General features: G+C 58.8%; 18 protein-coding genes and 1 tRNA gene. 12 read left to right on the top strand and 7 right to left on the bottom strand.

Features of this window, described 5'->3' with window-relative positions; all coding sequences use genetic code 11:
* Nucleotides 1-47: 47 nt before the first annotated feature.
* The 5 genes from JFT81_RS10090 to JFT81_RS10070 all read left to right on the top strand — a co-directional run bounded on the left by JFT81_RS10090 (nt 48) and on the right by JFT81_RS10070 (nt 5,932).
* Nucleotides 48-764 (top strand): MgtC/SapB family protein, encoded by a 717-nt coding sequence (locus tag JFT81_RS10090; RefSeq protein WP_008084043.1) that lies wholly within the window; start codon nt 48-50, stop codon nt 762-764.
* A 243-nt stretch (nt 765-1,007) separates the two neighbouring features.
* Nucleotides 1,008-1,424 (top strand): hypothetical protein, encoded by a 417-nt coding sequence (locus tag JFT81_RS10085; protein ID WP_242485600.1) that lies wholly within the window; start codon nt 1,008-1,010, stop codon nt 1,422-1,424.
* An 88-nt stretch (nt 1,425-1,512) separates the two neighbouring features.
* Nucleotides 1,513-1,953 carry a chemotaxis protein CheY gene (locus tag JFT81_RS10080; protein WP_201227194.1) on the top strand — a complete coding sequence of 147 codons (441 nt, stop codon included), beginning with the start codon at nt 1,513-1,515 and terminating at the stop codon, nt 1,951-1,953.
* 123 nt (nt 1,954-2,076) lie between these two features.
* Complete coding sequence (locus JFT81_RS10075; RefSeq protein WP_201202237.1) at nt 2,077-2,703, top strand: response regulator transcription factor; 627 nt, start codon at nt 2,077-2,079, stop codon at nt 2,701-2,703.
* A 10-nt stretch (nt 2,704-2,713) separates the two neighbouring features.
* Nucleotides 2,714-5,932 carry a transporter substrate-binding domain-containing protein gene (locus tag JFT81_RS10070; protein WP_201227193.1) on the top strand — a complete coding sequence of 1,073 codons (3,219 nt, stop codon included), beginning with the start codon at nt 2,714-2,716 and terminating at the stop codon, nt 5,930-5,932.
* Between the two features lie 4 nt (nt 5,933-5,936).
* Here JFT81_RS10070 and dkgB read toward each other — a convergent pair whose 3' ends face one another.
* Nucleotides 5,937-6,740, bottom strand: a complete 804-nt coding sequence (gene dkgB / locus JFT81_RS10065; protein ID WP_201227192.1) for a 2,5-didehydrogluconate reductase DkgB — start codon at nt 6,738-6,740, stop codon at nt 5,937-5,939.
* A 241-nt stretch (nt 6,741-6,981) separates the two neighbouring features.
* Between dkgB and JFT81_RS10060 the strand changes: the two genes are divergently transcribed.
* Together JFT81_RS10060 and JFT81_RS10055 are read left to right on the top strand one after the other, a co-directional pair.
* Nucleotides 6,982-7,848: a pirin family protein gene (locus tag JFT81_RS10060; RefSeq protein ID WP_201227191.1), complete on the top strand. Its 867-nt coding sequence runs from the start codon at nt 6,982-6,984 to the stop codon at nt 7,846-7,848.
* Between the two features lie 219 nt (nt 7,849-8,067).
* Nucleotides 8,068-9,510 (top strand): mechanosensitive ion channel family protein, encoded by a 1,443-nt coding sequence (locus JFT81_RS10055; protein ID WP_201227190.1) that lies wholly within the window; start codon nt 8,068-8,070, stop codon nt 9,508-9,510.
* A gap of 11 nt (nt 9,511-9,521) precedes the next feature.
* On the opposite strand, the gene JFT81_RS10050 is transcribed toward JFT81_RS10055, so the two are convergent.
* Nucleotides 9,522-10,103: a GNAT family protein gene (locus JFT81_RS10050; RefSeq protein WP_201227189.1), complete on the bottom strand. Its 582-nt coding sequence runs from the start codon at nt 10,101-10,103 to the stop codon at nt 9,522-9,524.
* A gap of 129 nt (nt 10,104-10,232) precedes the next feature.
* On the opposite strand from JFT81_RS10050, the gene xth reads away from it, so the two are divergent.
* The gene (gene xth, locus JFT81_RS10045) at nt 10,233-11,027 is read left to right on the top strand and encodes an exodeoxyribonuclease III (RefSeq protein WP_201227188.1); all 795 of its coding nucleotides are present in this window, start codon (nt 10,233-10,235) and stop codon (nt 11,025-11,027) included.
* Between the two features lie 100 nt (nt 11,028-11,127).
* Nucleotides 11,128-11,955 (top strand): arylamine N-acetyltransferase, encoded by an 828-nt coding sequence (locus JFT81_RS10040; protein WP_201227187.1) that lies wholly within the window; start codon nt 11,128-11,130, stop codon nt 11,953-11,955.
* A 2-nt stretch (nt 11,956-11,957) separates the two neighbouring features.
* Here JFT81_RS10040 and JFT81_RS10035 read toward each other — a convergent pair whose 3' ends face one another.
* Complete coding sequence (locus tag JFT81_RS10035; RefSeq protein ID WP_201227186.1) at nt 11,958-12,281, bottom strand: BrnA antitoxin family protein; 324 nt, start codon at nt 12,279-12,281, stop codon at nt 11,958-11,960.
* Nucleotides 12,282-12,284: 3 nt separating this feature from the next.
* Entirely contained in the window at nt 12,285-12,569 is a 285-nt protein-coding gene (locus tag JFT81_RS10030) for a BrnT family toxin (RefSeq protein ID WP_201227185.1), read from the bottom strand.
* Nucleotides 12,570-12,823: 254 nt separating this feature from the next.
* Between JFT81_RS10030 and JFT81_RS10025 the strand changes: the two genes are divergently transcribed.
* A complete protein-coding gene (locus JFT81_RS10025) occupies nt 12,824-14,347 on the top strand; it encodes a nucleobase:cation symporter-2 family protein (protein ID WP_201227184.1) in 1,524 nt (507 codons plus the stop codon).
* A 186-nt stretch (nt 14,348-14,533) separates the two neighbouring features.
* Here JFT81_RS10025 and JFT81_RS10020 read toward each other — a convergent pair.
* Nucleotides 14,534-14,609, bottom strand: a tRNA-Asn gene (locus JFT81_RS10020).
* 220 nt (nt 14,610-14,829) lie between these two features.
* Between JFT81_RS10020 and JFT81_RS10015 the strand changes: the two genes are divergently transcribed.
* A complete protein-coding gene (locus JFT81_RS10015; RefSeq protein WP_201227183.1) occupies nt 14,830-15,060 on the top strand; it encodes a hypothetical protein in 231 nt (76 codons plus the stop codon).
* On the opposite strand, the gene JFT81_RS10010 is transcribed toward JFT81_RS10015, so the two are convergent.
* Both JFT81_RS10010 and JFT81_RS10005 read right to left on the bottom strand, forming a co-directional pair.
* A complete protein-coding gene (locus tag JFT81_RS10010; RefSeq protein ID WP_201227182.1) occupies nt 15,057-15,257 on the bottom strand; it encodes a hypothetical protein in 201 nt (66 codons plus the stop codon). The genes JFT81_RS10015 and JFT81_RS10010 overlap by 4 nt on opposite strands.
* Before the next feature lie 229 nt (nt 15,258-15,486).
* The gene (locus JFT81_RS10005; protein ID WP_201227181.1) at nt 15,487-16,683 is read right to left on the bottom strand and encodes an amino acid aminotransferase; all 1,197 of its coding nucleotides are present in this window, start codon (nt 16,681-16,683) and stop codon (nt 15,487-15,489) included.
* A gap of 336 nt (nt 16,684-17,019) precedes the next feature.
* Here JFT81_RS10005 and uvrB point away from each other — a divergent pair, with 336 nt between their 5' ends.
* Nucleotides 17,020-19,035 (top strand): excinuclease ABC subunit UvrB, encoded by a 2,016-nt coding sequence (uvrB, locus tag JFT81_RS10000; RefSeq protein ID WP_008083013.1) that lies wholly within the window; start codon nt 17,020-17,022, stop codon nt 19,033-19,035.
* Nucleotides 19,036-19,086 lie beyond the last annotated feature (51 nt).

Genomic DNA, 19,086 nt, shown 5'->3' with positions numbered 1-19,086 from the left:
CTTCGGCAGCTCCTACAGGGGATTTGTATGTATTCAGGGAGATGACGATGCAAGCCATCAACAACCTCAATCTCGATTCGCTGCTCGACACCCTCGTCAGCCTCAGCGCCGCGTTCATCCTCGGCGGTCTGATCGGCTTCGAGCGTCAGTACCGGCAACGCACCGCCGGCCTGCGCACCAATGTGCTGGTCGCGGTCGGTGCGGCGATTTTCGTCGACATGGCCAACCGTCTCGCCGGCGCTGAAGGCGCGGTGCGTGTGGTCGCTTACGTGGTCTCCGGTATCGGGTTTCTCGGTGCAGGGGTGATCATGCGCGAAGAAGGCAACGTGCGTGGCCTCAACACCGCCGCGACCCTCTGGACTTCTGCCGCAGTCGGCGCCTGCGCCGGTGCCGATCTGCTCGCCGAAGCCGTGCTCGGCACGCTGTTCATCCTCGCCGCCAACACCTTGCTGCGGCCCATCGTCAACAACATCAACCGTCAGCCACTGGACGTGGTCTCGGCGGAAGTTACCAACATCGTTTATGTCATCGCCCGGCGCTCGCAGCAGAAAGCCGTGTTCGCCTTGCTCGAAGCCGAGCTTGAACGCAGCAACTACCCGGCCAGCGACGTTGACGTGCATGCCTTCGGTGCCGATGAAATCGAAATCGAAGCCACCTTGGCGACCACCTCGGTCGATGGCGACGAGCTGGATGCACTGGTCGCACGAATCTCTACCTCGGCGCTGGTGGTGCAGGCGTTCTGGAGTCCGAGTACTACCGAATAAGCGCAATCCCAAGCCAATGGCACTGAACAACCGTTCGGTGTGGCACGCCTCTGATAAATAAAAAAGCCACGTCGGTTGATCCTGCGTGGCTTTTTATTGTGATGTTTAAAGATTGATCTCGCTATTTTTCAGACTTGTCCTACATGACTCGCGGGCCTTTTTGCCTAGTGTGTGGTTTCGCACTGTGATCAGTAATTTTTCTCTAAACCGTCGAAACCTATGTCCTACAAATGCTGGCGAATATTGATCGTCGAAGAGCAGCCTTTGCTGCAAACCCGAATCGGCAAAACCCTCAACGAGCTGGGTTGCCGTGCGCTTACGGGCGTCTGTTCGTTTCGCGAACTTCTGAGCCTGACCCATTACTCGTACGAGCCCTTCGAGCAGTTTGATCTGCTGCTCATCAACGGCGAACTGCTGGCCTCTGCGGGAGTTGATCCGGTGCGGTTCTTTCAGAGCAATTCACAAATTCGCCACGGCGTGATTTACGACACACGGCGTGGCCAGCCGCGGGCCGAGATGATTTATGCCAATCATCGGCGCCAGTTGAGCCTGGTTCACACGCCAGATCGCCAGACGCTCGGGCCTTTGCTGGATCAGCTCAATATTCAGAAGGTTGCCTCTAAATGTGCGGGCATTTCCCGAAACGCTGAATGCGGATGAATGACCCGATAATTCAGAAACTTCCTACATAAAGCAGCGTGGCTGTTGCGTAGCCTTTCGGCCTCTTGAAACGGCCAGGAGATCGACCATGATCAATAAAACCCTGCGTGTCCTGATCGCTGACGCGCAGCATTTCAACCGGATGAAAATCGAACGTTCATTCAATGCCCTTGAGTACTACCGGATTGCGCCCGTGCAAAGCCTCCTCGAGTTATTGACACTGGTGGAGTACGGCTGTGAACCGTTCGACGTGGTGGTCATCAACGCTGAACTGGCCGCGGGCTCGCTGGATCTGCCGGCGTTCTTCCTCGATAACCCGCAGGTGCGTCATGCCCTGATCTACAACGATCCTTCGGCAACGTTGCAGGCTGATCCGGGGTTTGCCCAGGAGAACCTGCAAATCACCCATGCCGCGTTGCCCGATGTACAGACGATCAAATCCCTGATGGCGCAGGTCGATCTCTGCGCCGAACCAGCACAGTTGGCCTGGAGGCCAGAATCAGCAGCGCCACGGCGAGCCTCTGCATAAGTTCGTGACGCTGACAACTGTCAGATCTGACAGGTAGATTCGTGTCGACGTCCGTGCAACAGTCACTGTGTCGGTGACGAGTGGACAGAGCGCCATCGTCACGTCTTCGTACAGGGAGTGTTCATGAAGTCAGCGCTGATCGTCGACGATCATCCGGTGGTGCGCGCCGCCGTCAGACTCGTGTTGGAAGCGGAGCGCTTCAGTGAGATCTACGAGGCATCCAGCGGTAGAGAAGTCTTGCAATTGCTCCGCGAGCACCAACCGCAACTGGTAGTGCTTGATCTGAAGCTTTTCTCTCTCGACGGGCTCGATGTTATTGAACGGATCAAAGCCAACGATTTTGTTTGCCCGATACTGGTCTTTACCTCATGCGAAGCAGTGTTCTACCAAGAGCGTTGTTTGCGCGCCGGTGCCATGGCGTTCGTGCAAAAAACCAATGATTTGCAGCAATTGCACCAGGCAATTCAGGCGTTGATGTCTGGTTACACCTACTTCACCGCACTGCCCAATAATTCAAATTTATTGAGCGGGCTGCTGGCCACGGAAAAGCAACTGATCGACCTGCTCTCCAATCAAGAGTTGAAGATCCTTGTGCAACTGGCATCCGGTAAATCCAACAAGTCCATCGCCGAAGAGATGCACCTCAGTCACAAGACCGTCAGTACGTACAAATCCCGCCTGATGATCAAACTTGGCGTCAGTTCCGCCGTTCACTTGCGTGATTTTGTCGTCCGCAATCACTTGATCTGAGAGGCCGGGCATGGGGTTTTGGCGCTGGGCTCTCATCCTGTTGGCGACTTGCGGACTGACGGCGACCGCAGGTGAAACACCGAAAACCCTGGAAATTCTGACCCGCACGCCTCTGGAAAATGTCCAGCTGCGGCTCGACGGCGCGGATCGTTACTGGTTGCGCATGCATCCCGTACTGCGCATGGGCGTTTCCGGGACGGATTACCCGCCATTTGAACTGACGCGCAATCAGCATCAACTCGAAGGGCTCAGCGCCGACTATGCCGATCTGCTCGCGCAACTGCTCGGTGTCCGGGTCGAGGTGTTGCGCTACAGCGACCGTGCGGCGGCCATTGCCGCACTCAAGCGCGGCGAACTTGATGTACTCGCCACCTCGAACAATTTCGAGCTCGCAGACCCGGAGTTGATGCTGTCGCGTGCCTACGCCGAGGATCAACCGATGCTGGTGACGCGTGTGGGTGAAGCCCCTTTGACCGATCTGGCCGGCAAGCGTCTGGCGATGGCCGAGGACTACTTGCCTTTACGGACGGTGCAGGCTTTTTATCCGCAGACCGTCATTCAACGCTACCCCTCGGACATGGATGCACTCGGCGCCGTGGCGTTCGGCGGGGTTGATGTCTACTTGGGCAGCCTCATCAGCGCCAGCCATCAGATCAACATCAATTACCGCAACGATGTGTTATTGGCCGGGCCTTCGGGGCTTGACGCCAATCCGTTCGGATTTGCCTTGCGCCGCGCCGATGTGCGATTGAAACGGATCATCGACAAGGCGCTGGTCAGCATCCCGATGGATCAGCGGCAAATCATCGAGCAACGCTGGAGCGCCGGACGGGCCGACATGGCCGAGCATTCGCGGGTGCAACTCAGTGAGGGGGAGCAGCGCTGGCTGGATAGCCATCCGCGAGTGCGAGTAGGGGCCAATGAAGATTTCGCTCCATTGTCGTTTTTTGATGCCGACGGCCGGCTCACTGGGCTTGCGGCGCAATTGCTGAACCTGATCAGCCAGCGCAGCGGGATGACCTTCGACATCATTCGCGGAAACTCGCTGAGCCGGCAGATCGAACAGCTCACGGCGGGTGAACTGGATGTTTTGCCGGTTATCACGCCCAGCAATGAGCTTGAAAACGAGCTGCATTTTACGCGGGCCTACTTGATCAACCCGTTTGTAATCGTCAAGGCGACGACGGCTGGCAGCCCGAGCAATCTCGACGAACTGGCCGGCAAGCGTCTGGCGATCTATCGCGCGCATCCGCTGCGCGCTTATCTCGCCGAGCATGCGCCGCAGGTCCGGCTGATCGAAGTGAAAAGCCCGGCGATGGGCATGAAAATGGTCGTCAATGGCCAGGCTGAGGCGGCTTTGAGTTCGCTGGTTGGCGCGCGTTATCTGATTGCCCGTCAGTACCGCGAACATTTGCTTATCGCCACTACCGTGGGTGATCAACCGGCCAGAATCGTGTTGGCTACTTCACCGCAGGCGCCGGAACTGACCTCGATCCTGAACAAGGCGCTGTTGAGTATTGGCCCAAAGGAAATGGACGAGCTGGTCGCACGCTGGACCCATGATGTGGCGGTCGATGACAGCTACTGGCAGCGCCATCGCCGGGAAATTCTGCAGGGCTTTGCCGGTGCTGCATGCTTGCTGTTGCTGGCGCTGGGCCTGATCGGTTTTCAGCGTCGGCAGATCCGCCAGCGTCAACAGTGGTTGCGTCAATTGCAACAAGCCAAGGACGCCGCCGACGATGCCAGTCGCGCCAAAACCAACTTTCTGGCCATCATGAGCCATGAGCTGCGCACGCCGATGAACGCCTTGCTCGGCATGCTCCAACTGGCAATGAAGCGCGCGGACGAGGGCGTGACCGATCGCCTGGCCATTCAGATCGCCGCCAGTGCCGGGGAACAATTGCTGGCGTTGATCGGCGACATCCTCGATATCGTGCGCATCGAATCAGGGCATCTGTCTCTCGTGCCGGAACGGGCCAATCTGCACGATCAGGTGTTGTCGATATGCCGGGTGTTCGAGGGGCTGGCGCGGCAAAAGCGGCTGCACTGGCACATTGAGCTGGATGCCCGCAGTGATGTCGATGTACTGATCGATCCGACCCGGTTCAAGCAGGTGCTGTCCAATCTGTTGAGCAATGCGATCAAGTTCACTGAAACCGGAGAGGTAAGCCTGCAACTGCGGGTGAGCACCACCGAGACCGCGCAACTGGCCGTCAGTGTGGTTATCGAGGACAGCGGCATTGGCATCAGTGCACAAGACCAACAGCGCTTGTTCAGCCCGTTTGTGCAGGCCGGCGGCCATTCGCAAGTTGCTCGCAGTGGCTCCGGGCTGGGTCTGGTGATCAGCCGCAGTCTGTGCGAAATGATGGGCGGCGAGCTGCGGCTGGACAGCAAGCCTGGGCTTGGTACACGCGTTTTCGTGTCGCTCGAAATGCCCATGCTGGAGGCACGTGTCCGCAACGCTGCCCTGGTACCACAAGTCAGCCTGCCGAGGCGGGCGCTGCGCATTCTGGTGGTGGATGATCAACCGGTGAACCGTTTGCTGTTGGGTTGGCAACTGAGTGAACTGGGTCATCGCACGGTCGACACTGAGGACGGTGAACAGGGTCTGGCCTTGTGGCGCGAGCAACCGTTTGATGTGCTGATCACTGACTGCAATATGCCGCGCCGCAATGGCTATGAGCTGGCGCAGGAGATTCGGCGGATGGAGGCGCAAGCGGGATCTGCACCGTGTCTGATTCTCGGCTTCACTGCCAATGCAATGGTCGAGGAGAGGGTTCGCTGCCTGGCGGCGGGCATGGACGATTGTCTGTTCAAGCCAATCCGTCTGGAGGATTTGAGTCAGGCGTTGAGCCGCGCCAACCCGGTCGATAACGAGGTGGGAGAACTTTGCGTCACAGCCCTGAAGGATCTGGATCTGAGTGCGCTGGAGCAATTGGCCGGAGATGACCGGGCGATGATCGACCAGTTGCGTACGGAGGTCTTGCGCAGCCTGTACGTTGATCTGCGCAGGCTCGACGAATTGCGCCAGGCACCCGACTGCGGTGGGTTACGCGATCTGGCCCATCACATCAAGGGCGGTGCACAAATGGTCGGCGCGGCACGGGTAGTGTCTGCGTGCGCCGACCTCGAACAGGCTTGCCGGGATGATGAAGGTGTCGCGCTGGTCATGAGCGTCGATGCATTGCGCGAGGCCATGCAGGGTCTCGCGCAACGTCTTCAGGCCTGAACAATCAATCCCAGTGCGGTGCGATGCCTTTCGGGCTGGTCAGACGATGGCCGCGCTCAAGCGAAGCAATCAGTGCCATGTCAGCGTCACTCAATGTCAGTGCGCTGGCGCCGAGGTTGCTTTGCAGGTTGGCGCGCCTGGTTGAAGAAGGGATCACCGCGTAGCCCGATTGCATCGCCCAGGCGAGGGTAACCTGTGCCGGAGTAGCGTGCAGGCGTTCGGCGATTTGTTTGATCAACGGGTCCTTCAGCACTTCGCCGTAAGCAAGGGTCATGTACGACGTGATCTGAATACCCTGGCTGTGGGCGAACTCGGCCACCTGACGGTTTTGCAGGTACGGGTGCAGCTCGATCTGGTTGGTCGCGATGTTATCGGCGCCGACGGCTGCGATGGCCTGTTTCATCAGGTCGATGGTGAAGTTGGACACGCCGATCTGCCGGGTCAGACCTTGGCGCTTGGCTTCCAGCAGCGCTCCCATGAACTCTTCGACCGGTACTTGATCGTCCGGCGATGGCCAGTGGATCAACGTCAGGTCGAGGTAGTCGGTTTGCAGTTTTTGCAGACTCTCTTTGAGGCTGTCGATCAGACGATCCCTGGCGAAGTTGGCCACCCAGATCTTGCTGGTGATAAACAACTCTTCGCGCGGGATGCCGCTGGCGGCGATGGCCTGGCCGACGTCGGCTTCGTTTTCGTAGATCTGTGCGGTGTCGATGACCCGGTAGCCGAGTTCGAGGGCGGTGCTCACCGAGTCAATGACGACCTGGCCTTGCAGGCGAAAGGTACCGAGGCCGAAGGCGGGAACAGACATTGTGGACTCCAGGGTTGCAGTGGGAATGGGCAGGAGTATCCGCCTCTGCATCCATGAGAAAAACCGTCGGTGGGACAAAGCACCTTTGCCCGCAGGTCACGAATCTTTGCGGAACTGAGAACAGGATCGTGGCTAACTGTTCTCCTCATGGAACGCTGAGGGCGATTTTTGCGGTCTAGTGCATTAATGGTTGTGGATTTATGCTTAATCCATCGCGTCACTTACCCCATTGGAGACAACCATGAAAAACATCATCGGTATCTACACCAGCCCACGGGGCCATTGGGTCGGCGATGGTTTCCCGGTTCGCACGCTGTTTTCCTACGATAACCTGGGCCAGCACATCAGCCCGTTCCTGTTGCTCGATCATGCCGGCCCGGCTCAATTCACCCCGACCACCGAACGGCGTGGCGTGGGTCAGCATCCGCACCGTGGTTTCGAAACCGTGACGATCGTTTACGACGGCGAGGTGCAGCACCGCGACTCGACCGGCAGTGGCGGCACCATCGGCCCGGGCGATGTGCAGTGGATGACCGCGGCTTCGGGAATTCTCCATGAAGAATTCCATTCGGAAAACTTCGCCCGAACCGGCGGCAATCTGGAAATGGTTCAGTTGTGGGTCAATCTGCCGGCCAAGGACAAAATGGCCGCGCCGGGCTACCAGACGATCCTCGATGGCGACATTCCGAGCATTGCGCTCAAGGACAACGCCGGCAGCCTGCGTTTGATCGCCGGTGAGTTCGATGGCCACACCGGTCCGTCGCGCACCTTCACGCCAATCGATGTGTGGGATTTGCGTCTGAACGCCGGCAAGCTGCTGACGCTGGATTTGCACGAGGGGCGCAATACTGCACTGGTGGTGCTCAAGGGCTCGGTGCAGATCAATGGAAAGGAATCGGCGGAGCAAGGGCAACTGGCGTTGTTCGAACGTGATGGTCGGCAACTCACCCTCGAAGCCAGTCAGGAAGCGGTGGTGCTGCTGCTCAGTGGCGAGCCGATCGACGAACCGATTGTCGGTCACGGGCCGTTCGTGATGAACACCGAGCAGGAAATCCACCAGGCGTTCGCCGACTTCCAGTCCGGACGCTTTGGCCGGATGCACGGCTGATACCGCCATCATACTGACCCTGTAGGAGCGAGCCTGCTCGCGAAGGCGTCATGTCAGTCAATGCACCTTTGACTGATCCACCGCTTTCGCGAGCAAGCTCGCTCCCACATTCGTTTTGCGATGTTTTTGCGAGGGTGTTCATCCTCTGAAATCAATTGCTCCTACACTGAGCCCAATCTGTGCGATCTTCTCGCGATTGGTCCCCGTCGGAGTTGTTTGATGCTGTCACTGCTGACCGAACATCCGTTGTTTTGCGCGTTGATCCTGATCCTTCTCGATCTCGGTCTGTGGCGCTTGATCAGTTCCCGTGGCAGCGAGTGGAAACTGCTGGTGCGGGTGCTGATTTTCAGTTTGTTCAGCGTCCTGCTGTTCAACGAAGGCCTCAACCCGATGGAGCCTGCGCCGTGGGCCGACAACGTGGCTTTGCACCTGGCGGCGACCGGGTTGCAGATCGGCTGGTGGCTGTTCGGTGCGCGCACGCTGACGGTGTTGCTCGGTGCGGTGATGATGCAGCGGGTCGGCCACACCGGGCGGCTGTTGCAGGATTTGCTCGGCGCGGTGATTTTTCTCATCGCGATTATCGCGGCGCTTGCCTACGTGCTGGATCTGCCGGTCAAAGGTGTGCTGGCGACTTCTGGTGCGTTGGCGATCATCGTCGGTCTGGCTTTACAGAGCACGCTCAGCGACGTGTTTTCCGGGATCGTCCTCAACACCACCAAGCCTTATCAACTGGATGACTGGATTTCCATCGACGGCACCGAAGGCCGGGTCACTGACATCGATTGGCGTGCCACGCGCCTGCAAACCAGCCAGGGCAGCATGGCGGTGATTCCCAACTCGCTGGCAGCCAAAGCCAAGATCATCAACTTCAGCCGGCCGAGCAACATGTTCGGCGTTTCGGTCAGCGTTCAGGTCAGCCCGCATGCGCGGCCCAACTCGGTGATAGAGGCGCTGGAGCGGGCGATGCAGGGCTGTCGCCAGTTGCTGGACACCCCGGCGCCAAGTGTGGCGCTGAAAAGCTCCGGCAGCAGCGGCGCGGAATACGAGATCAGTGGTTTCGTCGCCTCGATGGGTGAGAAGCGTGTGGTGCGCAATCAACTGTTCGATCTGGCGTATCGGCACTTGCAGGCGTCGGGAGTCAGTTTGCTGTCGAGCAATGAAACCAATGTTCCGGCCAACCTTTCGCGGCCTCGGGCACTGCTCGACAGCTCGCCGATTTTTTCGACGCTGCGCCAGGAAGAGAAAGAAACCTTCAGCCAGAACATGACCCTGCAAACCTTCCGTGCCGGCGAGACCATCCTCGCGGCGGGGGAGGTCAGCGATCATTTGTTCATCATCGAGTCCGGCGTGGTTACGGTAGCCCTGACCCGGCACGGCACGCCGTTCGAATCCGGCCGCATGGGCCCGGGCGAGGTGATCGGCGAGGCGGGGATTCTTTCCGATACGTCGGTGCCGGCGACGTTTGCCGCGAAAACCTTCTGCGCCATGTATCGCATCGAAAAGACTTACTTGAAGCCGTGCCTCGATGCCCGTCACGACATCAGCGATGCGATGAAAACCTTGCTCGATTACCGTTTGCACAAAGCCCAGTCACTGACCGAAGAGGTGCCGGTGGTCGTGGCGAAAAAGGGCTTCTTGCAGTGGTTGCGCAATCGCGCCTGAACACCTTGGCGTTACGCGTAAGCAGCGAGCTTCTGTTCCAGGTGGCGGCGCACTTGCGGCCACTCGTCGTCGATGATGCTGAAGCGTACGGAGTTGCGCTTGCGACCGTCCGGCATGATCCGTTCATGGCGGACGACGCCTTCCTGCTGCGCGCCGAGACGCAGGATCGCGTTACGTGACTTCTGGTTGTTCTCGTCGGTGGTGAATTGCACGCGCACGCAATCGAGCACTTCAAAGGCGTGACGCAGCATCAGGTACTTGGCTTCGGTGTTGACGAAAGATTTCTGCCAACTTGCGGAAATCCAGCTGCTGCCGATTTCCAGCTTGCGATTGAGCGGGTCGATCTTCCAGAAGCGCGTTGAGCCAATCACTTCGTTGCTGTCTCGCAGCACGATGACGAACGGCATTACCGTCCCGGCTTCACGGCCGTCGAGCGCTTTTTGCAAGTAGCTGTCGACGGTGCTGGCCGAAGGCACGACGGTGACGGTGAGGTTCCACAACTCTCCATCGGCCGCCGCGTGGAGCAGGGCGTCGGCGTCGGAATACTGAAGCGGGCGCAGAAGGATGCGCTGACCTTGCAGCGTGGTTTGCATGGGATTCAGGTCTCGGCAGAGCAGGCGAATGGCGAGCGCCTATTACGCCGCAGCAGGCTGATCCGATGCAACCGCCACGATGTTCACGAGGTCACAATTTTCACAGCCCATGGGCAGGAGCCTCAGCCGATGAAAAACCTGCGGATCGCCACCTACAACGTCAACGGGTTACGCGCGCGTTTGCCGAACCTGCTGGACTGGCTCAAGCGTGAGCAACCAGACATCGCTTGCCTGCAAGAGCTGAAAATGGTCGACAGTGCATTCCCCGCTGCGGAGCTGGAGGCCGTCGGCTACGGCGCGATCTGGCAGGGCCAGGCCTCGTGGAACGGCGTGGCGATTCTCGCCCGTGATGCGCAACCGCTGGAGAGTCGGCGCGGTTTGCCGGGCGATCCCGACGACAAGCACAGCCGCTATCTGGAAGCGGCGGTGCACGGCGTGTTGGTCGGTTGCCTGTACCTGCCCAATGGCAATCCGCAGCCGGGGCCGAAATTCGATTACAAACTGGCGTGGTTCGAACGGCTGATCAGCTACGCAAAAGACCTGCAAAGCAGCGATCACCCGGTGGTGCTGGCCGGCGACTACAACGTCGTGCCCACCGACATGGACATCTACAACACCCGCTCATGGCTCAAGGATGCGCTGCTGCAACCCGAGAGCCGCGAGTGTTATCAGCGTTTGCTCGATCAGGGCTGGACCGATTCGCTGCGGCATCTGTATCCCGAGGATCGGCTCTATACGTTTTGGGACTACTTCCGCCAACACTGGCAAACCAATTCCGGTCTGCGCATCGACCATCTATTACTCAACCCGGCGCTGAGTCCGTATTTGCACGAGGCCGGAGTAGACGCCTGGGTGCGCAATGAGCCGCATGCCAGTGACCATGCGCCAACGTGGATCCGCATCGGCTCGCGCAAGCGCCGATAGCGTTGATTGGCGAAATCAATTGTCGTCAGCAGTGACTGATCCCGTATACATGTCGGCCATCGGCGGAACGATCCGCAGCCACATGCAAAAGGACTGAGCCATGAGCGAGCCACGCCTGACACATTTGCATCTCTATCTGCAGCGTCTGGGCTTCGACGCACCACCGGCGCCAACATTGCAGACCCTGCGTCAATTGCAGTTGCGCCACACCGGCGCCTTTCCCTTCGAGAACCTGTCGACGATCAGCGGCGAGCCGGTGTTGATCGACCTCGAATCTGTCGAGCAAAAAGTGCTGCAAGACGGGCGCGGCGGTTACTGCTACGAACTGAATAATCTGTTTCTGGCGCTGTTGCAGGAACTGGGGTTCGACGCTCGGGGCATCAGTGGGCGAGTAGTCATGGCACAACCCGAAGGCACTTGGACAGCGCGCACGCATCGCTTGAGCCTGGTGATCCTTGATGGTGTGCGCTACATCACCGATGTCGGGTTCGGTGGCATGGTGCCGACTTCACCGCTGATTCTTGACTCTGAAGCGGAACAACTCACCCCACACGAACCTTATCGCATCGAAAAACAGGCCGATGGCCACATGCTGCGGGCGAATGTCGCGGGTGAATGGCGCTCGATGTACCTGTTCGACCTGCAACGTCAGGAAGACATCGACTACACCATTGGCAACTGGTACGTCTCGACCCATCCGGACTCACCATTCGCCAAGCGCCTGATGGTCGCGCGTACTGGCGATGGCTGGCGGCGCACGCTTAACAACGGCAGTTTTGCGATTCATCGTGTTGGCGCCGAGAGTGAGCGTCGCGAAGTGACGGACGTTGATGAGCTGATTGAATTGCTGGCGCACGAGTTTGATCTTCACGTGCCTGCCCAGCCCCATGTTCGCCAGTCTCTGGCACGGATGCTTGTGCCGGCCTGAGGCTAGGGTTTCGCGTCCGGCTCGAGCATCCGGCGAATCTCTCCGGCCGCTGCCGAGAGCTTTTTTTCAAGGCTTTTGAGGTCGGTCGCGGTGAGGCCCGCTCCGAGTGGCGTCGGCTGTTCGTTCTGCTCCTTCTTGCCGGTGTCGAGCAGGACATGGCGCAGTGTGTTGTTGATCACCGTCTGATAACCAAACCCTTCGTTCTCGGCCACCGTGCGGGCGGCTTCGATGACGGCATCGTCAAGCATGATGGTGATGCGCGTTTTGCCCTTGCTGGACGCTACGGCGCCGCGCTTGCCCTGGGTGAAGTCATATTCGTCTTTCATCGGTCAAGCCTCCAGAAAATAAGCGCAACGTTCGCTCGGTGTGGCGACACGTGCAGAAATGATTCGAACGACATTCGCCTCGCGGTAACTGTACGTAACGACCAGCAAGCGTCCCTTGCCGTCGAGGCCGAGGCTGATCCAGCGTTGTTCGTCATGGTCGTTGTCCTCAATAGTCAGCGCTCGTTCGTCGTGAAAGACCGCTTCGGTCTCGGCGAGGCTGACACCCTTGTGCTTGAGTTTGTTGGCTGCGTTCTTGCTTTTGTCGTACTGAATGTCAATTGACTTCATTATGCATACTTTATATGTATATAAAAGACTGCGACCGCGCCGTCGGTCGCCGTGAACACTTCAGCGTAGTGGGGGTGGGCGAACGCGCCGGAGGGGATGTGTTGCCGGATTTGTGGGGGATGGAAGCCGCGGGATAGAAGCTTGGGTGGCTACCTATCCATTATGTGACTGATAAGTTGTATACAACTCTATGGACATTTGTCCCGAGTATTGAATACAGTGTGCGCATAACAAAAACCAGGGAACCCCCCACCATGAAAACGCCCCATGTTTCACACCAACGGCCCGAGGACGAAAATCTCGGGGTCGGCGCGAATATGGCTTACGGCCTGCAACATGTTCTGACCATGTATGGCGGTATCGTCGCGGTGCCACTGATCATCGGTCAGGCGGCCGGGCTGTCGCCGGCTGACATTGGTTTGTTGATTGCTGCTTCATTGTTTGCGGGGGGGCTGGCGACGCTGCTGCAAACCCTGGGTGTGCCGTTTTTTGGCTGTCAGTTGCCGCTGGTACAGGGTGTGTCGTTCGCCGGCGTTGCAACCATGGTCGCAATCGTCAGCAGTGGCGGGGAGGGTGGCTTCCAGTCGGTGCTGGGCGCGGTGATGGCGGCCTCATTGATCGGTTTGCTGATCACCCCGGTGTTTTCAAAAATCACCAAGTTCTTCCCGCCTTTGGTCACCGGTATCGTGATTACCACCATCGGCCTGACGTTGATGCCGGTGGCCGCGCGCTGGGCCATGGGCGGCAACAGCCATGCGCCGGACTTCGGCAGCATGCAAAATATCGGGCTGGCGGCGGTGACGCTGCTGTTGGTGCTGGTATTGAGCAAGATTGGCAGCTCGACCATCTCGCGCTTGTCGATCCTGTTGGCGATGGTGATCGGCACGCTCATCGCGGTGGTCTGTGGCATGGCCGACTTCTCCAGTGTTACACAGGGGCCTATGTTCGGCTTCCCGACGCCGTTCCACTTCGGCATGCCGACCTTCCACGTTGCCGCCATCCTGTCGATGTGCATCGTGATCATGGTGACGCTGGTGGAAACCTCGGCGGACATTCTGGCGGTCGGTGAAATCATCGGCACCAAGGTCGATTCCAAGCGCTTGGGCAACGGTCTGCGTGCGGACATGCTGTCGAGCCTGTTTGCGCCGATTCTCGGTTCGTTCACGCAAAGCGCTTTCGCCCAGAACGTCGGGCTGGTGGCGGTGACCGGGATCAAGAGCCGTTATGTGGTGGCCACTGGCGGTATCTTCTTGGTGATTCTCGGCTTGCTGCCCTTCATGGGGCGGGTCATCGCGGCAGTGCCGACTTCAGTGCTTGGCGGCGCCGGTATCGTGCTGTTCGGTACCGTGGCGGCGAGCGGGATTCGCACGCTGTCGAAGGTTGATTACCGCAACAACGTCAACCTGATCATCGTCGCGACGTCGATCGGTTTCGGCATGATTCCGATTGCTGCGCCGAACTTCTACGATCACTTCCCGAGCTGGTTCGCGACCATTTTCCACTCGGGCATCAGCTCGTCGGCGATCATGGCGATCCTGCTGAACCTGGCGTTCAACCACTTCACCACGGGTAACTCGGATCAACAGTCGGTGTTTGCCGCAGCGGATGAGCGCACCTTGCGCTTCCGTGATCTGGCGGCGCTGCGTGAAGGCGATTACTTCAGCGAAGGTAAACTGCGCGATTGCGATGGTAATGAAGTGCCGGTGATCGAGCCGGATGATCACGACCATGGACATGGCGCGCCGAAAGCGCAGGCGAAAAGCAGCGAGCATGTCTGACTGCTGTAGCTGAATGGAAAAGGGCCCATCGGGCCCTTTTTTCAGATCAAAAGATCGCAGCCTGCGGCAGCTCCTACAGGAGATTGGATTTCATCGTGCAGGAGCTGCCGAAGTCTGCGATCTTTTGAGCTTTTCGAGCGCCCACAAAAAAGCCCCTGAATCTTTCGATTCAGGGGCTTTGCTATTTGGCTCCACAACCTGGACTCGAACCAGGGACCCAATGATTAACAGTCATTTGCTCTACCAACTGAGCTATTGCGGAATTGGTGCGTATGTTACTGATTCAAAAAGAGAAGTCAAGCGTCAGTTGTGAAATTTAGTGATTCGGCTGGATCAACGCTGGTTTGTCAGCGATTGGCGGTTACCAGAATCGCAGCAGAGGTCTACCATGGCCGCCCGGAAGTGGTCACACGCGCTACCGGCCATCCGCCGAAAAAGGTACGCGCCATGAAGTCTTCATCCTGCAACCACGAGGTGCTCGCATGAGCATCGCGCAAATCAGCCTGCCAAAAGGCGTCGGTCCCCACGCCGAAAAACTCCTCGACGCAATCACCCAGGCCAGCACCGTTGAAGAATTGAACCGTGCGGGCGGCAAGGCCGAAGGGTTCGTCCTCGGTCTGGAAAGCGCCAAAGCGATCAAGAGCCAGATCGCCGAATCGATGTATGTCGCTTATGACGATGCCGCCAGTCAGCGCGCGAGTGAACTGGCTTAACTGCCGAAGGTGAGGGTGCCGAGCAGCAGTTTGGCGTAGGCCGCCGTCACCGCCAGTTGCACCAGCCACAACGCCAGCCCACCGAGAAACACCCCGGCCGCCACTTGCAGCACCAGGCTTTTTTCGCGTTTGGCCGGGGTGCGGGGGATGAAATCATCCAGATCATCACGGTCAGCGCGCAGGTTGTCGTTTTTCATTTGGCTTCTCTCAAAAATCCCGGATAAACACAAAACCTGTAGGAGCAAAGCTTGCTCGTGAAGGCGTCAGGTCAGTCGCCATTATCATCGGCTGACCCGACGCCTTCGCGAGCAAGCTTTGCTCCTACAGTTTTGAGTTGTTTGCAGTCTAGAGGGTGTAGAGCAGTTTCCGTGACGAATAAAAAAACGGGAAGCACTCAGGCTTCCCGTTTTTCATCACGCCGTGAAATCAGATGACCTGAACGATCGCGTCCGTCACAGCCTTGATGTTGCTCTGGTTCAACGCAGCCACGCAGATGCGGCCGGTGTCCAGGGCGTAGATGCCGAACTCGTTGCGCAGGCGATGCACCTGTTCAGTGGTCAGGCCGGAGTAGGAGAACATGCCGCGCTGACGGCCGACAAAGCTGAAGTCACGCTGTGGCGCTTTTTGCGCCAGCAGGCTGACCATTTGCTCACGCATGCCGCGAATGCGCAGGCGCATTTCCGCCAGCTCCGCTTCCCACTGCGCGCGCAGTTCCGGGCTGTTCAGCACAGCGGCGACGATGCTTGCACCGTGGGTCGGCGGGTTGGAGTAGTTGGTGCGGATCACGCGTTTGACCTGCGACAGTACGCGCGCACTTTCTTCTTTCGATTCGCTGATGATCGACAGGGCGCCAACGCGCTCGCCGTACAGCGAGAACGACTTCGAGAACGAGCTCGATACGAAGAAAGTCAGGCCGGATTCAGCAAACAGGCGCACAGCGGCGGCGTCTTCGTCGATGCCGTCACCGAAACCCTGGTAAGCCATGTCGAGGAACGGCACGTGACCTTTGGCCTTGACCGCTTCCAGCACGTTGTTCCAGTCCGCCGGGCTCAGGTCGACGCCGGTCGGGTTGTGGCAGCAAGCGTGCAGCACAACGATCGAGCCGTTTGGCAGGGCGTTGAGGTCTTCGAGCAGGCCAGCACGGTTCACATCGTGGGTGGCAGCGTCGTAGTAACGGTAGTTCTGCACCGGGAAACCGGCGGTTTCGAACAGCGCGCGGTGGTTTTCCCAGCTCGGGTCGCTGATCGCGACAACGGCGTTAGGCAGCAGCTGCTTGAGGAAGTCGGCACCGATTTTCAGTGCGCCGGTCCCGCCGACAGCCTGAGTAGTGATGACGCGACCGGCGCTGATCAGCGGCGAGTCGTTACCGAACAGCAGCTTTTGCACGGCCTGGTCGTAGGCAGCGATGCCGTCGATCGGCAGGTAGCCACGGGATGCGTGCTGAGCAGCGCGAACGGTTTCGGCTTCGATCACGGCGCGCAGAAGTGGAATTCGCCCCTCTTCGTTGCAGTAAACACCCACGCCCAGGTTGACCTTGTCGGTCCGGGTATCGGCGTTGAATGCTTCGTTGAGGCCCAGGATTGGATCGCGGGGTGCCATTTCGACAGCGGAGAACAGGCTCATTATTACGGCGGCTCTGAATGGATAGTGGAGGGACGTGTGGCGCTCCAGCCGAATGCACTAGAGCGGTGCACAAACGGGGAGCTAGTATAGAGGCCATCTGCGAGCAATGGCGACAGGCGATTCGGCTTTTACCCCAAGTTTTTCCGATTATTTCTCGACCGTTAGTCGATTGGCCGTGTCAGATTCTTTACCCGATGTAGGACGTTTGCCTTGAAAGGTCAGGCAATCGCCACCACATTGAGCACAATCCAGGTTTTTTCTTGCGCGACGTCGGTCGTTTGCGGTCGTCCCCGTGGTGCTCCGCTTTGCTCGGAACGCCGCGACCCAGAGGTGTATATGTCCGAATTCCAGCTCGTCACCCGCTTCGAACCCGCCGGCGATCAACCGGAAGCCATTCGCCAATTGGTTGAGGGCATCGAAGCCGGTCTGGCGCACCAGACGCTGCTCGGTGTGACCGGCTCGGGCAAAACCTTCAGCATCGCCAATGTCATCTCGCAGATACAGCGCCCGACCCTGGTGCTCGCGCCGAACAAGACCCTCGCCGCGCAGCTGTATGGCGAATTCAAGGCATTCTTCCCGAACAACGCCGTCGAGTATTTCGTTTCTTACTACGACTACTATCAGCCCGAAGCGTATGTGCCGTCGTCCGACACCTTCATCGAGAAGGATGCGTCGATCAACGATCACATCGAACAGATGCGTCTATCGGCGACCAAAGCGCTGCTGGAGCGCAAAGACGCGATCATCGTCACCACGGTGTCGTGCATTTACGGTCTCGGTAGTCCGGAAACCTATTTGAAGATGGTGCTGCACGTTGATCGTGGCGACAAACTCGATCAGCGTGCGCTGCTTCGCCGTCTGGCTGACTTGCAATACACCCGCAATGACATGGATTTTGCCCGCGCGACGTTCCGCGTGCGCGGCGATGTAATCGACATCTACCCGGCGGAATCCGATCTGGAAGCGATCCGCATCGAGCTGTTCGATGACGAGGTCGAGAGCATCTCCGCGTTCGATCCGCTGACCGGCGAAGTCATCCGCAAGATGCCGCGCTTCACCTTCTACCCGAAGAGTCACTACGTGACGCCGCGCGAGACCCTGCTCGACGCCATCGAGCACATCAAAGTCGAATTGCAGGAGCGCCTCGAATACCTGCGCAGTAACAACAAACTGGTCGAAGCCCAACGTCTGGAGCAGCGCACCCGTTTCGACCTGGAGATGATCCTCGAACTGGGTTACTGCAACGGCATCGAAAACTACTCGCGCTACCTGTCCGGACGCCCGGCCGGTGCAGCGCCGCCGACGCTTTACGATTACCTGCCGGCCGACGCCTTGCTGGTGATCGACGAATCCCACGTCAGCGTGCCGCAGGTCGGCGCGATGTATAAGGGCGACCGTTCGCGTAAAGAGACGCTGGTCGAATACGGCTTCCGTCTGCCGTCGGCACTGGACAACCGACCGATGCGTTTCGATGAGTGGGAAGGGGTGAGCCCGCAGACCATTTTCGTCTCGGCAACGCCGGGCAACTACGAGGCTGAGCACGCCGGGCGCGTGGTCGAGCAACTGGTGCGTCCGACCGGTCTGGTCGACCCGCAGATTGAAGTCCGCCCGGCGCTGACTCAGGTCGACGATTTGTTGTCGGAAATCTCCAAGCGCGTCGCCATTGAAGAGCGGGTGTTGGTCACCACGCTGACCAAGCGCATGGCCGAAGACCTTACCGATTACCTCGCCGACCATGGTGTGCGCGTGCGTTATTTGCACTCGGACATCGATACCGTTGAGCGCGTCGAGATCATCCGCGACCTGCGTCTCGGCACCTTTGACGTGCTGGTCGGGATCAACCTTTTGCGCGAAGGCCTGGACATGCCGGAAGTGTCGCTGGTGGCAATTCTCGACGCGGACAAAGAGGGCTTCCTGCGTTCCGAGCGCTCGTTGATCCAGACCATTGGCCGGGCGGCGCGTAACCTCAATGGTCGGGCGATTCTCTACGCCGATCGCATGACCGGCTCAATGGAGCGGGCGATTGGCGAGACCGAGCGTCGTCGTGACAAGCAGATCGCCTTCAACCTCGAAAACGGCATCACCCCGAAAGGCGTGTTCAAGGACGTCGCCGACATCATGGAAGGCGCCACCGTGCCGGGCTCGCGCAGCAAGAAGCGCAAAGGCATGGCCAAGGCTGCCGAGGAAAACGCCAAGTACGAAGCCGAACTGCGTTCGCCGAGCGAGATCACCAAGCGTATTCGTGCGCTGGAAGAGAAGATGTATCAGCTGGCGCGGGATCTGGAATTTGAAGCGGCGGCGCAGATGCGTGATGAAATCGCCAAATTACGCGAGCGGCTTTTGGCTGTCTGATCTCTGTTGCCTGATCTGGCCTCTTCGCGAGCAGGCTCGCTCCCACATAGG

Source organism: Pseudomonas sp. TH43, assembly GCF_016650635.1.
Lineage (GTDB): Bacteria > Pseudomonadota > Gammaproteobacteria > Pseudomonadales > Pseudomonadaceae > Aquipseudomonas.
Note: the sequence above shows the minus strand (reverse complement) of the source record. Positions and strands in the feature narration are given on the sequence as shown.